This window comes from Acetobacterium sp., from assembly GCF_039830195.1.
Taxonomy (GTDB): Bacteria; Bacillota; Clostridia; order Eubacteriales; family Eubacteriaceae; genus Acetobacterium.
The window spans coordinates 259,809-279,068 of sequence record NZ_JBDODG010000006.1 but is presented as its reverse complement, the minus strand read 5'-3'; the positions used below and the strand labels follow the sequence as shown (position 1 = coordinate 279,068).

At 48.6% G+C, this 19,260-nt stretch carries 8 protein-coding genes, 1 tRNA gene, 1 pseudogene and 1 riboswitch; of the genes and pseudogenes, 8 read left to right on the top strand and 2 right to left on the bottom strand.

Features of this window, described 5'->3' with window-relative positions; translation table 11 throughout:
• The first annotated feature begins 250 nt into the window (after positions 1-250).
• From ABGU93_RS02430 to ABGU93_RS02420, 3 genes and pseudogenes are all read left to right on the top strand, one after another.
• Positions 251-2,404 (top strand): copper-translocating P-type ATPase, encoded by a 2,154-nt coding sequence (locus tag ABGU93_RS02430; RefSeq protein WP_347411912.1) that lies wholly within the window; start codon positions 251-253, stop codon positions 2,402-2,404.
• Between the two features lie 548 nt (positions 2,405-2,952).
• Positions 2,953-4,230, top strand: a pseudogene (locus ABGU93_RS02425) (ATP-binding protein); the annotation flags it as partial.
• Positions 4,213-4,307, top strand: a tRNA-Pro gene (locus ABGU93_RS02420). The pseudogene ABGU93_RS02425 and the gene ABGU93_RS02420, both read left to right, overlap by 18 nt.
• 79 nt (positions 4,308-4,386) lie before the next feature.
• Here the strand turns inward: ABGU93_RS02420 and ABGU93_RS02415 are convergent.
• Entirely contained in the window at positions 4,387-5,037 is a 651-nt protein-coding gene (locus ABGU93_RS02415) for a DUF3786 domain-containing protein (protein ID WP_286807668.1), read from the bottom strand.
• A 301-nt stretch (positions 5,038-5,338) separates the two neighbouring features.
• A riboswitch (NiCo riboswitch) is annotated at positions 5,339-5,449 on the top strand.
• A 160-nt stretch (positions 5,450-5,609) separates the two neighbouring features.
• Between ABGU93_RS02415 and ABGU93_RS02410 the strand changes: the two genes are divergently transcribed.
• From ABGU93_RS02410 to ABGU93_RS02400, 3 genes are all read left to right on the top strand, one after another.
• Positions 5,610-6,308, top strand: a complete 699-nt coding sequence (locus ABGU93_RS02410; protein ID WP_347411918.1) for an ABC transporter ATP-binding protein — start codon at positions 5,610-5,612, stop codon at positions 6,306-6,308.
• A 13-nt stretch (positions 6,309-6,321) separates the two neighbouring features.
• Positions 6,322-8,586 carry an ABC transporter permease gene (locus ABGU93_RS02405; protein WP_347411911.1) on the top strand — a complete coding sequence of 755 codons (2,265 nt, stop codon included), beginning with the start codon at positions 6,322-6,324 and terminating at the stop codon, positions 8,584-8,586.
• Positions 8,587-8,678: 92 nt separating this feature from the next.
• The gene (locus tag ABGU93_RS02400; RefSeq protein WP_347411910.1) at positions 8,679-9,485 is read left to right on the top strand and encodes an MBL fold metallo-hydrolase; all 807 of its coding nucleotides are present in this window, start codon (positions 8,679-8,681) and stop codon (positions 9,483-9,485) included.
• Positions 9,486-9,615: 130 nt separating this feature from the next.
• Here ABGU93_RS02400 and ABGU93_RS02395 read toward each other — a convergent pair whose 3' ends face one another.
• Entirely contained in the window at positions 9,616-10,248 is a 633-nt protein-coding gene (locus ABGU93_RS02395) for a DUF305 domain-containing protein (RefSeq protein WP_347411909.1), read from the bottom strand.
• A gap of 408 nt (positions 10,249-10,656) precedes the next feature.
• Between ABGU93_RS02395 and ABGU93_RS02390 the strand changes: the two genes are divergently transcribed.
• Positions 10,657-11,820 (top strand): iron-containing alcohol dehydrogenase, encoded by a 1,164-nt coding sequence (locus ABGU93_RS02390; protein ID WP_347411908.1) that lies wholly within the window; start codon positions 10,657-10,659, stop codon positions 11,818-11,820.
• A 484-nt stretch (positions 11,821-12,304) separates the two neighbouring features.
• Positions 12,305-19,204, top strand: a complete 6,900-nt coding sequence (locus ABGU93_RS02385; RefSeq protein WP_347411907.1) for a leucine-rich repeat protein — start codon at positions 12,305-12,307, stop codon at positions 19,202-19,204.
• The last annotated feature ends 56 nt before the right edge of the window (positions 19,205-19,260 follow it).

Genomic DNA, 19,260 nt, shown 5'->3' with positions numbered 1-19,260 from the left:
CCGTAACATCGGAATTACAATGGTTTTAGACGATTATTATGTGCGAAGTTTGAGTAAATAATTTAAAATACAAACACGAAGGATTTCTTTGTGGTCAATTATTTTGCAGAAAACATATATAAAAAACCCAATTTCAGTTTTGAAAATGTGATCGGGTTATTTATACTATAAGTAAAGAAAGGATGTGAATGAGATAGACAAAGAAAATAGAACTCAGAATCCCCAGAAGACTCAATCTGAAGGAGCGTTAATGGGTGATGACCATGGAACCCATCATGCTCATAAAGATCATATGCCCCCGGAAAACAAGGAAAATCCGAAAAAGAATAATGAACATACACATAACCACGCTCATGGGAAAATGAATCAAATGCCTCAAGCAGACCGACCGATTTCCCCTGTAGAAAATAAGCATTCACACCATCCTATGCCGGAGAATGGAGAACACACCGAACATGATGATCATCATGCGATGATGGTGGCGGATTTTAGAAAAAGATTTTTTATCGCTTTGATTATTACGGTACCGATATTACTCTTATCGCCAATGATCCAAATGTTTATCGGTGTCGATTGGCGTTTTACGGGAGATTCCTATTTACTTTTTGGTCTTTCAACCATACTTTTTATTTATTGTGGAAAGCCTTTTATTACTGGGGCCAGGGATGAGCTTAAGAAAAAATCACCAGCAATGATGTCACTGATTGCGCTTTCGATCACAATCGCCTATATCTATAGCACCCTAACTGTATTTTTTATAAACGGTGATGACTTCTTTTGGGAGCTAGCCACATTAATTGTGATCATGCTTTTAGGTCATTGGATTGAAATGAAATCGGTAATGGGCGCATCAAGGGCATTGGATGAACTGGTTAAACTGATGCCTGAAGAAGCACACCAGATAACGGCCAATGGTGAAATTACTGATGTTTCGGTCAAACAATTGAAGGCAGGAGATGCCATTCTTGTAAAACCGGGTGAAAAGATTCCAATTGATGGTTTAGTTTATGATGGCAGATCAACAGTGAATGAATCGATGATTACAGGAGAATCAGTCCCGGTTGAAAAAGAAAAAGGCGATGAAATCGTTGGCGGTTCCATCAATGGTGAAGGGATTTTGAAATTTCATGTGTCGCGAGTGGGGGAAGAGACCTTTCTGTCACAAGTGCTAAAACTTGTTCGGGAAACCCAGAATTCAAAATCCAATACCCAACGATTGGCAGACAAAGCAGCCAAGTGGTTGTTTTATATCGCCGTGATTGCCGGAGCATTGACTTTTTTGGCATGGCTGATTATCTCACAAGATCTGAATTTTGCAGTTACGCGCGCAGTCACCGTTATTGTTATTTCCTGCCCTCACGCATTAGGTTTGGCCGTACCGCTGGTAACGGCTGTTTCGACAAGCATCGGAGCGCAAAAAGGTCTTTTAATTAGAGATCGGGCAGCATTTGAAAATGCACGAAAACTGAATGCCGTGGTTTTCGACAAAACCGGAACCTTGACTGAAGGTACATTTGGGATAACGGATATCAAAGCCATTGGTATAACTGAGCATGAACTTCTCTCACTTGCGTATTCAGTTGAAGCAAACTCGGAACATCCCATTGCAAAGGGTATTGTAAATGAAGGAAAAAAATTAAACCTCAAGTTGAGGGAAGTAAAGGATTATCAAAATATTCCGGGTAAGGGATTAAAAGCCAAGGTAGATGGACGTGAACTGATGATCGTGAGTCCCGGCTATATGCGTTCTGAAAAAATCGCTTTTGAGGCCGAGGATTATGAAAAACTCGCCCAAATGGGAAAAACAGTAGTATTCATATTAGATGGCGATAACCTCCTTGGCTATCTGGCATTATCAGATATAATCAGAGATAGTGCCAGGGAAGCGATTGAGATGTTAAAGTCGATGGCGATCGAAACGATCTTATTAACAGGGGACAATCAGCGTGTTGCCGCTTATGTTGGTAATCAGCTGAAGATCGATACCGTGATTGCTGAGGTATTACCCCAGGAAAAAGCAGCTAAAATTGCGGGGCTTATTAACGAAGGCAAGATCGTGGCAATGACTGGTGATGGGGTGAATGATGCACCATCACTGGCACAAGCTGATTTAGGTATCGCTATCGGAGCGGGTACCGACGTAGCCATTGAAACGGCAGATGTTATTCTTGTACGAAGCAATCCACTGGATGTGGTTACGATTTTAAAGCTTTCAAAAGCAACCTATCAAAAAATGATCCAAAACTTGATCTGGGCTACTGCATATAATATGATTGCACTGCCTTTAGCAGCAGGCGTTCTGTATTATCAGGGGGTCGTTATAAACCCGGCAGTTGGGGCAGCACTTATGTCCGTAAGTACAATCATCGTGGCAATCAATGCCAAACTACTTAAAATTGATTAATATTTGCTATGAGATCTGATAGCTGATCCAGGTGGCCTTTCACGGTCAGAATATGCAAAATGTATTATTGAGATTTTATAGGAAGTTGTTAAAAATGAGAATATTCTAATTAGAGTGTTGTTTTCTAGTAAAAGTATATACACATTTTTATAAGACAAAGGAGAACTGTTCGGTAAAATGCATCATGGCAGACTTATAGGATAAAGCTATGATTATCCTCAAAGGGAATAATCGATCTGGGGATTGGATCATTATATAATTATTAAACAATTTCCCGTGATTTTCTTAATAATTGTCGTACATACGGTAGGGTACGCCCAGGGCACGCCATAAAACGCATGGGTATCCCATTCGCAAGTTTCTTGCGGATGGGATTTTTTTATGATTAACCAAAAATTAACCGATAGAAAAATTAGGTATATGCAAGCCGTTATTAAAATATTCGCACCATATCTGCAAGTATTCGTCGTAAAAAATGTTGACATGTTACGTATATTCGTTGTAATATGTGTAAAGATGAACGAGAACACGAAAATGAGGTAAATAAAATGGAACGACTGGCAATGGAACAGTTAAATAAATGGAAGCTCAAGAAAAACAAAAAGCCCCTCATTATTAGAGGTGCCCGGCAGGTCGGTAAAACCTGGTTGATGAAAAACTTTGGCCAGAAAACCTATGATCACGTTGTTTATATCAATTTTGATAATAATCAGCAGATGCAGGATCTGTTTGAAGCCAATATGAAAATTGACCGGATAATCACCGGCTTGGAACTTTATTCAGGCAATAAGATCGATCCTGAAAATACCCTGCTTATTTTTGATGAAATTCAGGAAGTGCCCAAGGCTTTGACAGCCTTAAAGTATTTCAATGAAAATGCACCCGAATATCAAATTATCTGTGCTGGGTCATTGCTGGGGGTTGCTTTGCATCAGGGGACATCATTTCCGGTCGGCAAGGTAGAATTTCTTGACCTCTATCCCTTGTCCTTTACAGAATTTATGAAAGCGATGGGAAAAGAACAATTTGTCGAACTCATCGAAAAAGGTGATTATGAGTTAGCGAACACATTTAAACAGGAATACATTGACTTGCTCAAATATTACTATTTTATTGGTGGGATGCCGGAAGTCGTTGTCAGTTTTGTTGATAATCAGGATTTTAATGAGGCGAGAGCGATACAGAAGCGAATACTAACTGCCTATGAGCAGGATTTTTCGAAACATGCGCCAAATGAAGTGATCCCACGGATTCGGATGTTATGGAATAATATTCCATCCCAGCTCACCAAAGAAAACAAGAAGTTTATCTATGGTCTGATCAAGGAAGGGTCACGGGCGAAAGACTACGAAATGGCAATGCTCTGGCTGACAGATTGCGGTTTGGTTCACAAAGTCCAACGGGTAACAAAACCAGGTCTGCCATTAAAGGCCTATGAAGACTTAAAGGCGTTCAAACTGTTTATCCTGGACGTTGGGTTGCTATCCTGTATGGTCAGACTGAATCAAAGCGTTCTCCTTGATGGTAACGATCTGTTCAAAGAGTTTAAAGGCGCTTTGACAGAGCAATATGTGCTCCAGCAGTTAAAGACGTTAGCGAGCATTGAAACCTATTACTGGACCAATGATCGGGGGAGTGCTGAAATTGATTTTCTTGTTGATAATGGAAGTGCTGTGTTTCCCGTTGAGGTCAAGGCTGAGACCAATTTGAAAGCTAAAAGCTTGAGAACCTATCATGAAAAATTCAGTCCCCCAATATCAGTTCGCACCTCGATGATGGATTATAAGCAGGAAGAATGGCTGATTAATCTGCCTTTGTGGGCAATCAATACATTGCAAATGAATAATTTAAACCAATAAGGCTAGGAACCGGAAGGTCGGGGGTTCGAATCCCTCAGGGCAGGACATAAAACGCATTTTAATCCCATTCGCAAGTATTTTGCGGATGGGATTTTTTTGGCGTAGTTGGGGCGCATCGGGCGGCTACATCTGAAACAAGGGTCCTTTGATCTCAAGTTCGGCGGCTTCGGCCAGTCGCTGAATCCCCTCGATGGCCAGGCTGACGGTGCTTTCGACATGGATAAAATCGGTGGCGCTGGCATCGAAGAGCAGATTGCCCTGGGCCGGGAATTCATCATCGCCATCCCAGAACAGAAATTTGATCGGCAGGCAGTCAAAGGAATTGATGCGATAACCGACATCGGCGTGGGCAAGGTTGACGCCGCCGAGGCGTTCACAGGCCCTGGCCAGCTTGTCAGGCTGGCCGGAAAAGGTCAGCGCAAAGGGAACGAGGACATTCTTTTCAAAAGCGGGGGCAAACGGAGAGGCGCCGCTGAGTTCGCGGAAGGGCACCCATTTGTCGCGAAAATGAGCCTGTGGCGAGACAAATCCGAACAGGGTGTAGATATTGAGCTGGCTGACGACTTCCGCCGGCTGAAGATCGGCCAGGGTGACAATGTAACCGGTCTGGGAATGGATGCCGAATTTGCGGCCAAAGAGGGTCAGGGTCAGATAGTCCCCCTGAATCGTGATTTCCGGCAATGCTTTTAGTAGCTGTGACTGGTCCATGGCCAGAAATTTTTGACGCCAGTCAGCACAGGCTTTTAAATAATTATTGGTTGTATCGTTTAACATGATGGTCTCCTTCAATTTAAGTTCCGTAGCAACGGGTGTTTTTCCGTCGTTGACCGTTTCAGTGTAACAGGATTATTTGATTAACTCAACAAAAAAAACAACAGATAGATAAATCGGCAGTTTTCGCGGATAATCAAAAGAAAAAAGCATAACGCCAGGGGGCGCTGGTTGCTGCAGTGGGATTGAATGAATTCAAAACATTTTAATCAATCTATCTGCGGTTTTTAGGACGATAAGCCTTGACAAACTGCGTAAAATATCATATTATCGTAAAAAGACTCTTTGCACTGCATATTTTTCGACAGTACAAACTGAGCAGGCGATAAATTTTAAAGGCGGGAGCGTTTAAAATTTGTGGGGCCGGGTCACAAGGTGACAGCAGATGCGTATATTTGACATCTGTGGGACAGTAGTTTACTTGCTATTGTTTCACAGGTGTTTTTTTGATGGCACAAAAGAGACAAGGCATGGGAATTGCGGCTGTGGTGGAGTGAAAAAATCTCACTATTGGAGGCAAGATCATGGAAAAAAGAAATGGTACCAACAACGAAACCAGCAACACCAACCAACCGGTGTTTCTGAGCGTCTCCCAACTGGACAAAAGTTATGGCAGCGGGGCGGCCCGGGTCAAGGTTCTGGATGGGGTGACAACGAGCCTGGCGGCGGGGCAGATCTGCGTTATTCTGGGACCGTCAGGCAGCGGTAAATCGACCTTTTTAAATGTCGTCGGCGGTCTGGAAAAAATCGATGGCGGCCGCATCATCATTGACGGGCAGGAAATTTCGCGGCTGGACCCCGCCAGTCTGGGCCGTTATCGCCGTGATAAACTGGGCTTTGTGTTTCAGTTTTACAACCTGATCCCCAATTTGACGGTTAAAGAAAACATTGAAGTCGGCCAGTATCTCAGTCAAAAGCCGTTGGAAATGGATGCGCTGCTGCATACTCTGGGGCTCTGGGAGCATCGCGACAAGTTCCCCCATCAGCTCTCCGGGGGCCAGCAGCAGCGCTGTGCCATCGGCCGGGCGCTGATCAAAAATCCCACCCTGCTGCTCTGTGATGAGCTCACCGGAGCCCTGGATTATCAGACATCCAAGGAAATTCTGGCCCTGCTTGAAACCATCAATCAAACCTATCATAACACCATTATTATTGTCACCCACAACGAACCGATCAAGCAGATGGCTCATCGGGTATTAAAACTGCATGACGGCCGGATTGTCACCGACGAGGTCAACGACCACCCGATTGCCGCCAGCGAGCTGCAGTGGTAAGGGGGGCATGATCATGAAAAATCCGTTGCGCAAGCGTTTCAAACGCGATTTACTGAGCAACCGCGGCCGCTATCTGGCGATCTTTGCGATGCTGACGGTGACCATTGCGATCATGTCGGGGTTTTTGGCGGTGGCCGATGGCGCCCAGACGGTGTTAGATCAGAACCAGGCCGACGCCAAGGTCGAGGATGGCTCCTTTACTACCGCCGGGGAATTAAGCAGTGCCGCCCGGGCCGCCGCCGAAAAACGGGGCGTAACGATTTACCAGAATGATTATCGCGAGCTGCCCTTGTCAGATGATGCCACCCTGCGGATCTACCCGGAGCGGGCGGATATTAATCTGGTCACGGTGATCTCCGGGCGCCGCCCCGCGGCCGCTGACGAAATGGCCCTGGACCGGCTGTTTGCCGCGAGCTATGGGCTGGCCATCGGCGATACCGTGACCGTCGATGGGGTCCCGATGACGATCACCGGCACCATCAGCCTGCCGGATTACAGCTCGCTGTTTAAAAACAATGCCGATCTGATGATGGATTCCTTTCATTTCGGGGTCGGCATTGTCACTCCGGCCGCCTTTGCGGGCTGGCCGGCGGCGGACATCGTCAACGGCTATGGCTATCGCTTTGACAATCGCGATTTGAGTGTCACCGCCCAGCGTCAGCTGGCCACCGCAATCAAGGATCAGCTGATCGCCAGCGGGGTGCTGCTGACCGGCTTTGTCAGCGCCGAGAACAACCAGAGCATCACCTTTATCGATGATGACATGGGTTCAGATGTGCCGATGATGAAGGTGCTGCTGTCGCTGATTATTCTGATCATGGCCTTTGTTTTTGCGATTGTGATCAACAGCACCATCGACGCGGAAGCGGCGATGATCGGGACGCTGCTGGCCTCGGGCTATACCAAAGCGGAACTGCTGCGCCATTACCTGAGTATGCCGGTGGCGGTGACCCTGGTTAGTGCGGTGCTGGGTAATCTGATCGGTTATCTGGTGATGCCGGATTTCTTTAAGGTGATGTACGACAGCAGCTACAGCCTGCCGCCGATGACGATTACAGTCAACCGCGAAGCATTGCTGCTGACCACGGTCGTGCCGCTGGTGCTGATGGTGGTGATCAATTTTGTGACTCTGGCGCGGAAACTGGCGCTGTCACCGCTGCAGTTTTTACGGAAAGAACTGCACCAGAACCGCCACCGCCGGGCCGTCAAACTGCCGCGGATCTCCTTCTTTTCGCGTTTTCGGCTGCGGGTGATCTTGCAGAACAAGGCCAGTTATCTGACCCTGTTTATCGGGATCTTTCTGGCCAGTTTTATCCTGATGTTCGGGCTGGCGATCACGCCGATGATCAGCCATTATGTGGACAGCATTGAAGCCGCGGCGGTGTCGGACTATCAGTATCTGTTAAAAGCCCCGGCCGAACCGCAAAACCCCGGGTCGGCCGAAAAAATGACGGTGGCGGGGCTGGAAACCTGGTACCCGCCGGCCGCTAAAAATATCGAAGTGGCCTTCTGGGGGCTCCGGGAGGATTCCCGCTATTTTTCCGAACTGCCCCTGGCGGCGGATCAAACCGGGGTCTATCTGTCCGACGGGCTGGCTAAAAAGCTGGGCGCCACCGCCGGCGCGCGGCTGGATTTTGTCAATCCCTATACCAATCAGGAAGATACCGTCACGGTGTTGGGCATCGTCGACTATCCCGGGGGGCTGACGGTCTTTCTCAGTCAGGCCCAGCTCAACGCCCTGCTTGATCGCGAGGCGGACTATTTTAACGGCTATTTTTCCGATCAGGAATTGACCTTTGCCGATAGAAACGTGGTGGCGACGGTGATCACCCCGGCGGAGATGGCCAAATTCGGGGATCAGATGCTGTCCTCTTTTAATCAGCTGGCGCCGCTGTGTTTGTTTGCGGCGGTGGTCATTTATCTGGTGCTGATGGTGGTGCTGACCAAACTGGTGATCGACAAAAACGCCCTCTATATTTCCTATTTAAAGGTCTTTGGTTATGAGACCGCGGAAATCAGCAAGCTTTATCTAAGAGCGACAACCACGGTGGTGCTGGGATCGCTGATTTTGTCGCTGCCGCTGGTCAAGCTGGGGATTCAGGGCAGCTTTTACCTGGTCCAGCTGAAACTCAGCGGTTATCTGCCGGTCTATCTGCCGCTGTATCTTTATCCGCTGATTGTCGCGATCGGGTTGGCTTCCTACCTCGGCATCAATTTTCTGCAGCTGCGGCGGATCAACCAGATCCCCCTGGCGGCGGCGCTGAAAAATCGCGAATAGCCGCCCCGGCGCGGTTGGGACTGGAAAAAGCGCGGCTTTTTTAGTATAATCAAGCAAGAAACGATAAATGACACAATGACGGGAGGAACAACGTGAGTGAACGCTTAATTATTCTGGGCACCGGCAATGCGGCGGTGACCCGGTGTTATAATACCTGCTTTGCGATCCAGCAGGGTGAGGACTATTTTCTGGTCGATGCCGGCGGCGGCAACGGCATTCTGACTCAGCTGGAGCGGGCCGACATCAGCCTGACGCAGATCCATGAGGTCTTTATCAGTCATGGCCATACCGATCATCTGCTGGGGCTGATCTGGCTGATCCGGATGATCACCGCCGCGATCAAAAACGGCCGCTATCAGGGCCAGCTGACCATTTATTGTCATGCCGAGCTGAAGAAAACGGCGCTGACGATTGTCAAACTGATGCTGCCGGAGAAATTTGTCAAGCTGATTGGCGATCGGGTCGTGTTTAAGGTGGTCAAGGACGGACAGAGCAAGAAAATTTTTGGCAACAAGGTGACTTTTTTTGATATCCAGTCCGACAAGGCCAAGCAGTTCGGCTTTGCGATGACGCTGTCGACGGGGCGGCGGCTGACCTTTCTGGGCGATGAGCCCTATCAGGAGCACGAGTACCCCTACGCCTTTGGAACCGACTGGCTGCTCCATGAGGCCTTCTGCCTCTATGCCGAGCGGGAGCGCTTCAAGCCCTATGAGAAGGCCCATACCACGGTGAAGGACGCCTGTGAAATCGGGGCCCGGCTGGCCGTGGCCAACCTGCTGCTCTATCATGCCGAAGATCGCCATCTGGCCCAGCGCAAGGCCCTGTATACCGCCGAGGGGGCGCCGTTTTTCGATGGCAACCTGCTGGTGCCGGATGATCTCGAGGCATTTGACCTTTAAGCTGACGACCGCAAAAAAGCGGGCCGGTTCCACCGTTACTGGTGAAACCGGCCCGCTTTGGCGTTGGCCGCCCCGGCCGGGGTTATTTCCGTTCTTGCCGGCGGGGCATGTGCATAATCCTGATCAGGGTTTAAAACCATGTGGCCAGCCAGTTGCGCATCATATGAATTTCGTCACGCTGGGTGTCGCGGATGGTCTGGGCAAAGGGAATTATTTCCTGATGGTCGGCATAGTCGCTGGTGATCAGTTGTTGGGACATCATCACGGCATCCATATGATGGAAAATCATATCCTGCAGGAAGGCCTGATCGACGGCGTCGCCTTTGAGATTAGTCAGATCCCGCATCATCGGCTGGTAATCAACCTGATGATCCATGTTGGGATACCAGCTGTCCAGCCAGCTTTTCATCTGGTTAATTTCGGCCGTCTGGGTGGTGATAATCGTGTCGGCGAATTGCTTCATTTCGGGCCGGTCGGTATTGGCTTTGAGGACCGTGGCCGAGGCCACCGCTTCCTCGTGATGGGCAATCATATGGACCAGATAATCATGCTCGCTTTCGATCGTCGCATGCATCATCCCCTCATCCATCATTTCCGTATTCATCAGCCCGGACCCCATCATGCCGCCGGACATATTTTGAAAGTTTGGTTGCGGATTGTTGTTATTGGACAGCAAATAGATAATCGTGCCCATCATCCCAATCAGTAGGAGCAGGACCGCAGCGATGCTGGCCCCGAGGATCACAAGGGTTGTCTTTTTCATCTCAGACACCTCCGCTTCGTCGCGATTTACCGCGCGGGTTTAACTTTGCCACCGGTCTGAGGGGGCAAAGCGATAATCAATTCTGATGCTGGGCCGGATCTTATATGTTTAGTATAGCACGGGGCGGCTTTTTTTAATGTGATCGGGTCACACAGGGCCTTGGTTAAGGTCTTTTTTAAAGATCAGGCGGGACCTGGCATCATGAGCATTTTTTTCTTATTTTTTTTAAGAATCCGGGGAATTGCTAAAAAATGTGGTAGACAGGCTATAAGGCAAACGTTTGCAAACGGACAGCTGCCGCAAGACCACGACGATGGAGGTGATGCCGGTTTAACATAGGCGGGGTTTGGCCAAACGGATTCAGGTTACAAAATTAATAAGATTCAAAATTCAAGGAGGTACTTAATTATGGCAGTTGCAGATCAAGTATTTGGGTTTTTTATGCCCGTCGTGAATTTGATGGGACCGGGTTCAGTGAAAGAAGTGGGCGTCCAGGCAAAGGCGCTCGGTTTGAAAAAGGCCTTAATTGTCACCGACGCCGGCCTGGAAAAAATGGGCGTCGCCGATCAGGTTAAAGAAATAATCGAAGCTGCGGGTCTGAAAGTTGTCGTTTTTGCCGGCGCGCAACCCAACCCGACCGACATCAATGTTCATGACGGCCTGGCCGTATTTAAAGAAAATAAATGTGATTTAATCGTCTCGTTAGGCGGCGGATCGTCTCATGACTGTGCCAAAGGGATTGGCCTGGTGGCCGGAAACGGCGGCCATATCCGCGATTTTGAAGGCGTCAACAAAAGCAAAAAAGCGATGAAACCGCTGATTGCGATCAACACCACCGCCGGCACCGCCAGTGAGATGACCCGTTTTTGTATTATCACCAACACCGATACCCATGTTAAGATGGCGATTGTGGACTGGCGCTGCACCCCGACGATCTCGGTCAATGACCCGGTCATGATGATGGGGATGCCGCCGGGCTTAACCGCCGCCACCGGGATGGATGCGCTGACCCATTCCGTGGAAGCCTATATGTCAACCATTGCCACCCCGGTCACCGATGCCGCCGCGCTGATGTCAATCAAGCTGATCGGCGAAAATCTCCGCCAGGCGGTGGCCAACGGCCAGAACTTTGCGGCCCGCAATAACATGGCGTATGCTCAGTTTTTGGGCGGGATGGCCTTTAATAACGCCAGTTTGGGATATGTTCATGGCATGGCCCATCAGCTGGGCGGTTTTTATGACCTGCCCCATGGCGTCTGCAATGCGATCCTGTTGCCCCATGTCCAGCGTTTTAATTTAAACAGTAACCCCCAGCGGCTGGCTGACATTGCCGTCGCCCTGGGTGAAAACATCAGTGGTCTGTCGGTGCGTGATGCGGCTGAAAAAGGCCTCGATGCGATTGTCCAGCTATCTCAGGATATCGGCATTCCATCCGGTCTGGCCGCGTTGGGCGCCAAAGAAGAAGATTTCGAAGTGATGGCTGTCAACGCCATGAAAGACGCTTGCAGTGCTACCAATCCGCGGCAGGCCAAGCTCGAAGACGTCATTCAGATCTTTAAAAACGCGTTGTAAAGTAGCCGGATTTGCAGCAAATAAAAGGTTAGCAGCGATCGCAAGGGTAGGCTGAATCGCTACCCAGTGTCATTTTGTCGAAAAAAATAAGTTATTTAAACTAATGATTTGGGATTATCTAAAGGATATTTAGTAGCAGTTCCCCCAAAATCCCAGCGGAGTGAGGATAAAAACAGCGATTTGCGGATCGCTGTTTTTTTTGTGTTGGGCGGGTAAAGTTAGGTTGCCAAATCCTGAGAGTGTGCTTGGCAATCTGATGGCGTTAAAGTTTACAAAGGGTGCATCAATAAAAGTTAATATACTTATTATGAGGCAACATCATGTAGCGCAATAAGCGAATAAATAGACAAATATTTACTTTTCTATTGTCAGGGATTAATCTGAAGCGTATAATCAAAAATAAAGAAATATTTAATATATGTTGATTTAAAGACATGTATTAAATTATATGATAAATATTTTGATCGGGGGATGGAAAAATATTATGAAAAGTCGACGTAAAAATGGGGTGCAACGAAAGATGAGTCTCTTTATTGTGGGTTTGATGCTTATCAGTGGGGTGCCGGGCAATGTTCTGGCTGAGGAATTAAGCGCTGATAATACCGCCATAGTTCAACCGGCAAGCAGCGCTGCGAATAATAATTTAATTGAATTTAAAACAACGGAGCAGCTTAATCCGGAAATGCCAGCACAGCCGGACAGCGAAGTCCTGGCGACCAGCACCGTCGCCGGAGATTATGAGTACAGTGCGATTGACGGCGGGGTCAGCATTACCAAATATACTGGCAGCGGCGGTACTGTCACGATCCCGGCGACCCTGGACGAAAAACCAGTGCTAAAAATTGATATCCGGGCCTTTGCCAGTTGCACCAGCTTAACAACGGTCACGATCCCGGCCGGGGTTACCAGCATCAGCTTCCAGGCCTTTTCCGGCTGCAGTAATTTAACGACGATTACCGTGCCGGAAAGTGTGCAGTCGGTGGGGGATCAGGCGTTTTATAATTGTTCCAGGTTAAAGAGTGTTAGTATGCCTGGGGTTATTAGTGTTGGTGATCGGGCTTTTTATTCTTGTAGTGGCTTGTCAAGTATTAGCTTGCCCAAGGCCGAAAGAATGGAGGATTCTGCTTTTAGTTATTGCTATGGATTAACGAGTATTGATTTACCAAATGTAACGAGCATCGGCAATTTTTCATTTTCAACTTGTCAATTAACAAGCGTTAATCTGCCAAGTATTGCCGATATCGGCGAATATGCTTTTAATAATTGTTCGAACTTAACAACGATTACCCTATCTGAAAATACGATCAGTATCGGTAGAAATGCATTCTCTTACTGCCGAAAACTGTCCAGTATCACGATTCCTAATGGAATTACGTCTATCGCCAGTTTTACCTTCGCTAACTGCGAGAGCCTGGCAAGTGTTACCCTGCCCGAAGGACTCACTCGTATCGAGAATAACGCGTTTGATCAATGCTACGCCTTAACAACCATTAACCTACCCAACAGCCTGACCAGCATAGGAAACGCAGCTTTTAATTACTGCGTCAAACTACCTACCATCGATCTCCCTAAAAGTCTGAAAAACATCAACAATTCTGCTTTTGCCAACTGCATCAGTCTGACCCGTATCGAACTCCCCCAGGGAGCCACCACCATCGGGTCTGGGGCTTTCACCAATTGCGAAAGCCTGACCGCGGTGACCATTCCGGATAGTGTTACCGCCATTGGTGGGGAAGCCTTTAAAGAAAGTCCGAAGGTGACGATTTATGGGGGCAATGGCTCCGCGGCTCAGACCTATGCCAATAATAACAGCATTCCCTTTATTGGTTCAGCCGCCTTCACCGTCAGCAGTTTTACCAGTGACAAAACCTCCGGTCAAACGGTGGACACTGAAATCCTACTGACAGCCGCAGGGGCCGACGGCACCACGCCGTATGAATATAAATTTTATTACCAGCTGGGCGCCGACACCACCACAATCCAGAATTTTTCAACCACCGCTACCGCCACCTTTAAGCCCACCGTTGCCGGCCTCTATACTCTGTGGGTTGACGTCAAAGATAAGGCCGGCAAAACGGCCTCCCGCAGTATCAGTGACTTTGAGGTGCTTCCGGCAGCCACCGCCGACGGCTTTGTGACGGCGGTCATTGAGGGTGGGGTGGGTATTACCCGTTACATCGGCAACGCCGCCGAGGTCACCATCCCTGCAACAATCGGCGGTGAAAAAGTCCTGGAAATCAGCGATGTCGCTTTTGCCAACTGCATCAGCCTGACCCGTATCGAACTCCCCCAGGGAGCCACCACCATCGGCTATCATGCCTTTTACAATTGCGAAAGCCTGACCGCAGTGACCATTCCTGACAGTGTCACTGACATTGGTGGGGAAGCCTTTAAAGAAAGTCCGAAGGTGACGATTTATGGGGTGACAGGTTCCCCAGCCCAGACCTATGCCGCTGCTCACAGCATCTCCTTTATTGGTTCAGCCGCCTTCACCGTCAGCAGCTTTACCACCGACAAAGCCTCCGGTCAAACAGTCGACACCGAAATTTTGCTCACCGCCGCGGGGGCAGACGGCACCACGCCTTATGAATATGAATTCTATTACCAGCTGGGCGCCGACACCACCACGATTCAAAATTTGTCAGCCACTGCCAGCGCCACCTTCAAGCCCACCGTGCCCGGCCTCTATACCCTTTGGGTTGATATCAAGGATAAGGCCGGCAAAACGGTTTCCCGCAGTATTAGTGACTTTAAGGTGATCCCGGCAGCCACGGAAGAAGGCTTTGAGACGGCGGCCATTGAGGGTGGCGTGCGGATTACCCGCTATACCGGTAGTGGCACCGAGGTCGCCATCCCCGCCACTCTCGGCGGTGAAAAAGTCCTGGAAATTGGAGACGGGGCTTTTTCCAACTGCACCAGTCTGGCCACCATCAGCCTGCCCGAAGGTCTCCTGCGGATTGGCAGCTGGAGCTTTGAAAACTGCGGCAGTTTAAACAGTATCAGTATTCCGGCCAGTGTTACCAGTATCGGGGAAGAGGCGTTTTTAGCCTGCCACAATTTAAATAATATTGCTTTGCCAGATAGCGTTTCCAGCCTGGGGAATGATGCTTTCTTGGGCACTGGGATCACCTGTCTGGTCATACCGGCCGGGATGACATCCATCAGTAGTCAGCTTTTTGGCAACAATAATAATTATTATTATAGGTATAACAGTTTGACCAGCATCAGCCTGCCAAAAACCATCACCAGCATTAATGCTACAGCTTTTGATAATTGTCAAAGTCTGACGGCAATCAATGTTGCGGCCGATAATCCCAATTTTAGCAGTCATGACGGGATTCTTTTTGACAAAGCCGGAACCACCCTAGTCCGCTGTCCCAAGGGCTTAGCCAGTGTCACTTTACCGGCGGATCTGGCTGCCGTTGGCAATAACGCTTTTGCCGGCTGTTCACAGCTTACCAGACTGATGATTCCCGAAAGCGTAACCGCCATCGGCGAAAGCGCCTTCATAAGTTGTGAAAATTTACAGAGTGTCAATATCCCTATAGTGGTTAAAACCATCAATGCTAATACCTTTAGCGGCTGCCGTCGTTTGAATAGTATCAGCATTCCAACTGGGGTAATCAGTATTGGTAATGGCGCGTTTCAATCGTGTGAAAATCTGATTACGCTCAGTCTACCTGAAAGCATAATAAGCATTGGTGATAACGCTTTTAGTAATTGTACTAAATTAAACAATGTCAATCTATTGGAGGGCGTCTCAAGTATTGGGGATAGTGCTTTCAGTAACTGCACCCGGTTAGGCAGTATCAGTCTGCCAAAAAGCCTTCAAAGCATCGGAAATTATGCCTTTAGTTATTGTACAAGAATGAGCGATGTCATTTTGTTTGAAGGAATTACAAATATTGGTAGCGGAGCTTTTTATTATTGCAACGGATTAAGCCAGTTAACACTTCCAGATACTATAAAAACGATTGGTTCGAATGCTTTTGATAGTTGTACCAGCCTTAGCAGTATCAATATTCCAAAAGGATTAGATATAATTGAAGACAGTACGTTTAATAATTGTACAAACTTAAGTAGTATTAACATAGAAACGAGTGTCAGAAGTATTGGTAACTACGCATTTGCTAGATGTACTTTACTTTCCACCGCAGTTATTCCTGATACGGTAACAACGATCAGTTATGGTGCATTTGGGAATTGTCCTTTGATAAATATTTATGGCACAATAGGATCTTATGCCCAGACCTATGCCAATAATAACAGCATCCCCTTTATTGGTTCGGCTTTCTTCACCGTCAGCAGCTTTACCGCCGACAAAACCTCCGGTCAAACAGTTGACACCGAAATCCTGCTTTCCGCCGCAGGGGCTGACGGCACCACGCCGTATGAATATAAATTCTATTACCAGCTGGGCGCAGACACCACCACGATTCAGAATTTTTCAACCACTGCTACCGCCACCTTTAAGCCCACTGTGGCCGGCCTCTATACCCTATGGGTTGAGATCAAAGATGGGTCCGGCAAAACGGCCGCCCGCAGTATCAGTGACTTTAAGGTCATCCCGGCGGCAACCGAAGAAGGCTTTGAGACGGCGGCCATTGCCGGTGGCGTGCGGATTACCCGCTATACCGGCAGTGGCACCGAGATCGCCATCCCTGCCACTCTCGGCGGTGAAAAAGTCCTGGAAATTGGCGATGGGGCCTTTTCCAACTGCACCGGTCTGGCCACCATCAGCCTGCCCGAAGGTCTCCTTCGGATTGGTAGCTGGAGCTTTGAAAACTGCGGCAGTTTAAACAGCATCAGTATTCCGGCCAGTGTTACCAGTATCGGGGAAGCGGCGTTTTTATATTGCAATAATTTAAATAGTATTGCTTTACCAGATGGTGTTTCCAGTATTGGAAATGATGCTTTCTTAGGCACAGGCTTCATCAGCCTGGTCATTCCGGCCGGGATGACGACCATCAGCAGTCAGCTTTTAAACGGCTGTTATTCCTTAACTAGCATCAATCTGCCGAAAACCATTACCAGCATTGATGCTAAGGCTTTTGATAATTGCCAAAGTCTGACAACAATCAATGTCGCGGCTGATAATCCCAATTATAGCAGTCATGACGGGATGCTTTTTGACAAAGCTGGAACCACCCTGGTCCGCTGTCCCAAGAACTTAGCCAATGTCACTTTACCGGTGGATCTGGTTGCCATCGGCCATAACGCCTTCGCCGGCTGCTCGCAGCTCATCAGCATGACGATTCCCGAAAGCGTCACCGCCATTGGTGAAAGTGCCTTCGTAAATTGCAACAATCTGCAAAAGGTCAATATTCCCGCCGCGGTTAACATCATCAATGCGAATACCTTTAGCGGCTGCAACAGTTTGAACAGCATCAGCATCCCAACTGGGGTTACCAGTATCGGCAATGGCGCTTTTCAATCGTGTGAAAATTTAGTCCTGATCAGTCTGCCGGAAAGCGTTTTGAGCATTGGTGATAATGCCTTCAATAATTGCCTCCGCTTGAATACGGTTAATTTTACGGAAGGCCTCTCCAGTATCGGGAATGGGTCGTTTAGCAACTGTTCCCGGTTAGGCAGTATCAGTCTGCCGAAAAGCCTGCTCAGTATCGGGGATAATACCTTCAGTGATTGCCCGAAATTAAGCGTGGTCAGCTCACAGGAAGGGATTACCAGCATTGGTTTTGGTGCTTTCAGAGGTTGTACAAGCCTGATTAGTATCAGCCTGCCAGATACGATTACGACCATGAGTGGTGGTACTTTCAGTTATTGCTCCAGCCTAAACACTATCAAGCTCCCCGATGGCGTAACAACAATCGGGTACAACGTTTTTGATGGTTGTCAAAGTTTAACCGCAATTATCATTCCAGATAACGTTACAAGTCTGGAAACGTGGTCTTTTCGAAGTTGTCCGAAACTTATAAAAGTCATTATACCAGATACGGTAACCAATATCAGTTTTAGAGCATTCGAAAGTTGTCCATTATTAACCATCTACGGCGCCCGCGGTTCGGCGGCTGAAACCTATGCCAAAGATAATCAGATCCCGTTTATTGCCGACTTCAATGTTCAGAGTTTTACGGCCGATAAAGCCTCGGGACAGGTCGTCAACACCGAGATCCGGCTTACTGCCATCGGCGCCGACGGTACCGCACCCTATCAGTACCAGTTCTTTTATACCCAGGGCGGCGATGCCACGATTATCCAGCCGGCATCACTGGCCAACACGGCGATCTTTAAACCCAGCAGCGCCGGAACCTATACCCTGGGCGTCGAGATCCAGGATGATAGCGGCAAAACAGTGTCCAAAAGCATCGCCGATTACAAGGTAATCACCGCACCAGCAGCGCCACCGGCTGGCCCATCCGGCCCCCCGGCGCCACCACCAGCCCCCGAACCAACCCCGGACACCAATATTGATGACCAACAAGCCATTGCCGATATCGGAAAAGCTCAGGCTGGTGCCAGCGTTGCGGTGCCGGTGAAAAATGACGAACCGGTGCCGACCTCGATTCTGGAAACGGCCAGAGGCAAAGATGTCAATGTCGTTTTTGAATTTGAAAATTATTCATGGTCGATCAACGGCAAAAGCATTGATGAACTGTCCGGCGCTACGGCAGCCTATGATTTAAGTGTCAAAACCTTCGACGATCCCGCCCTGGGCGAATTGTCCGGCGGCGACGATGTGCTGCAAATCGAAATCAGCCATAATGGTGCGCTGCCCTTTGTCGGGCAATTGACCTATCAGGTTGACCCCGCTTTAAACGGCAAGACGGTGTATCGCTATTACTATAATGAAGAACTCAAAAAACTGGTCTATCAGGATGAGGCCGTGGTTACGGACGGCAAGGTGAGTTTCTCGTTTGAACACGCCTCAAAATATGTCATCACCGATACCGACACCCTGGCCCCGCCAGACATTACGATCAGCTACCAGACCCATGTCCAGAATATCGGCTGGCAGGGGTTTGTCAAAAATGGCGAAACCAGCGGTACCTTTGCCCAATCCTTACGACTGGAAGGGATTGAAATTACCGCCAATGGCGCCGATAACCTGGGAGTGCAGTATAAGACCCATGTCGAGAACCTCGGCTGGCAGGATTTTGTCAGCAATGGCACCGCCAGCGGGACCACCGGAAAATCATTGCGGTTGGAGGCCATACAAATTAACCTGACCGGCACTGCTGCCGCCGACTATGATATCTATTATCAGGTCCACGCCCAGAATTTTGGCTGGCTTGATTGGGCCAAAAATGGCGCCAGTGCCGGAACTGAAGGCTTCGGTTATCGCCTGGAAGCCATCAAAATCATGGTTGTGCCGAAGGATGCGGCTGCACCGGGGAAAACGGAACAGGCATTTGTGAAAAAATAGCAGCATAAATGGAATTAGGGAAGGTTCTGAAAAAGCGTGGCCAGCAGAGCGCGCTT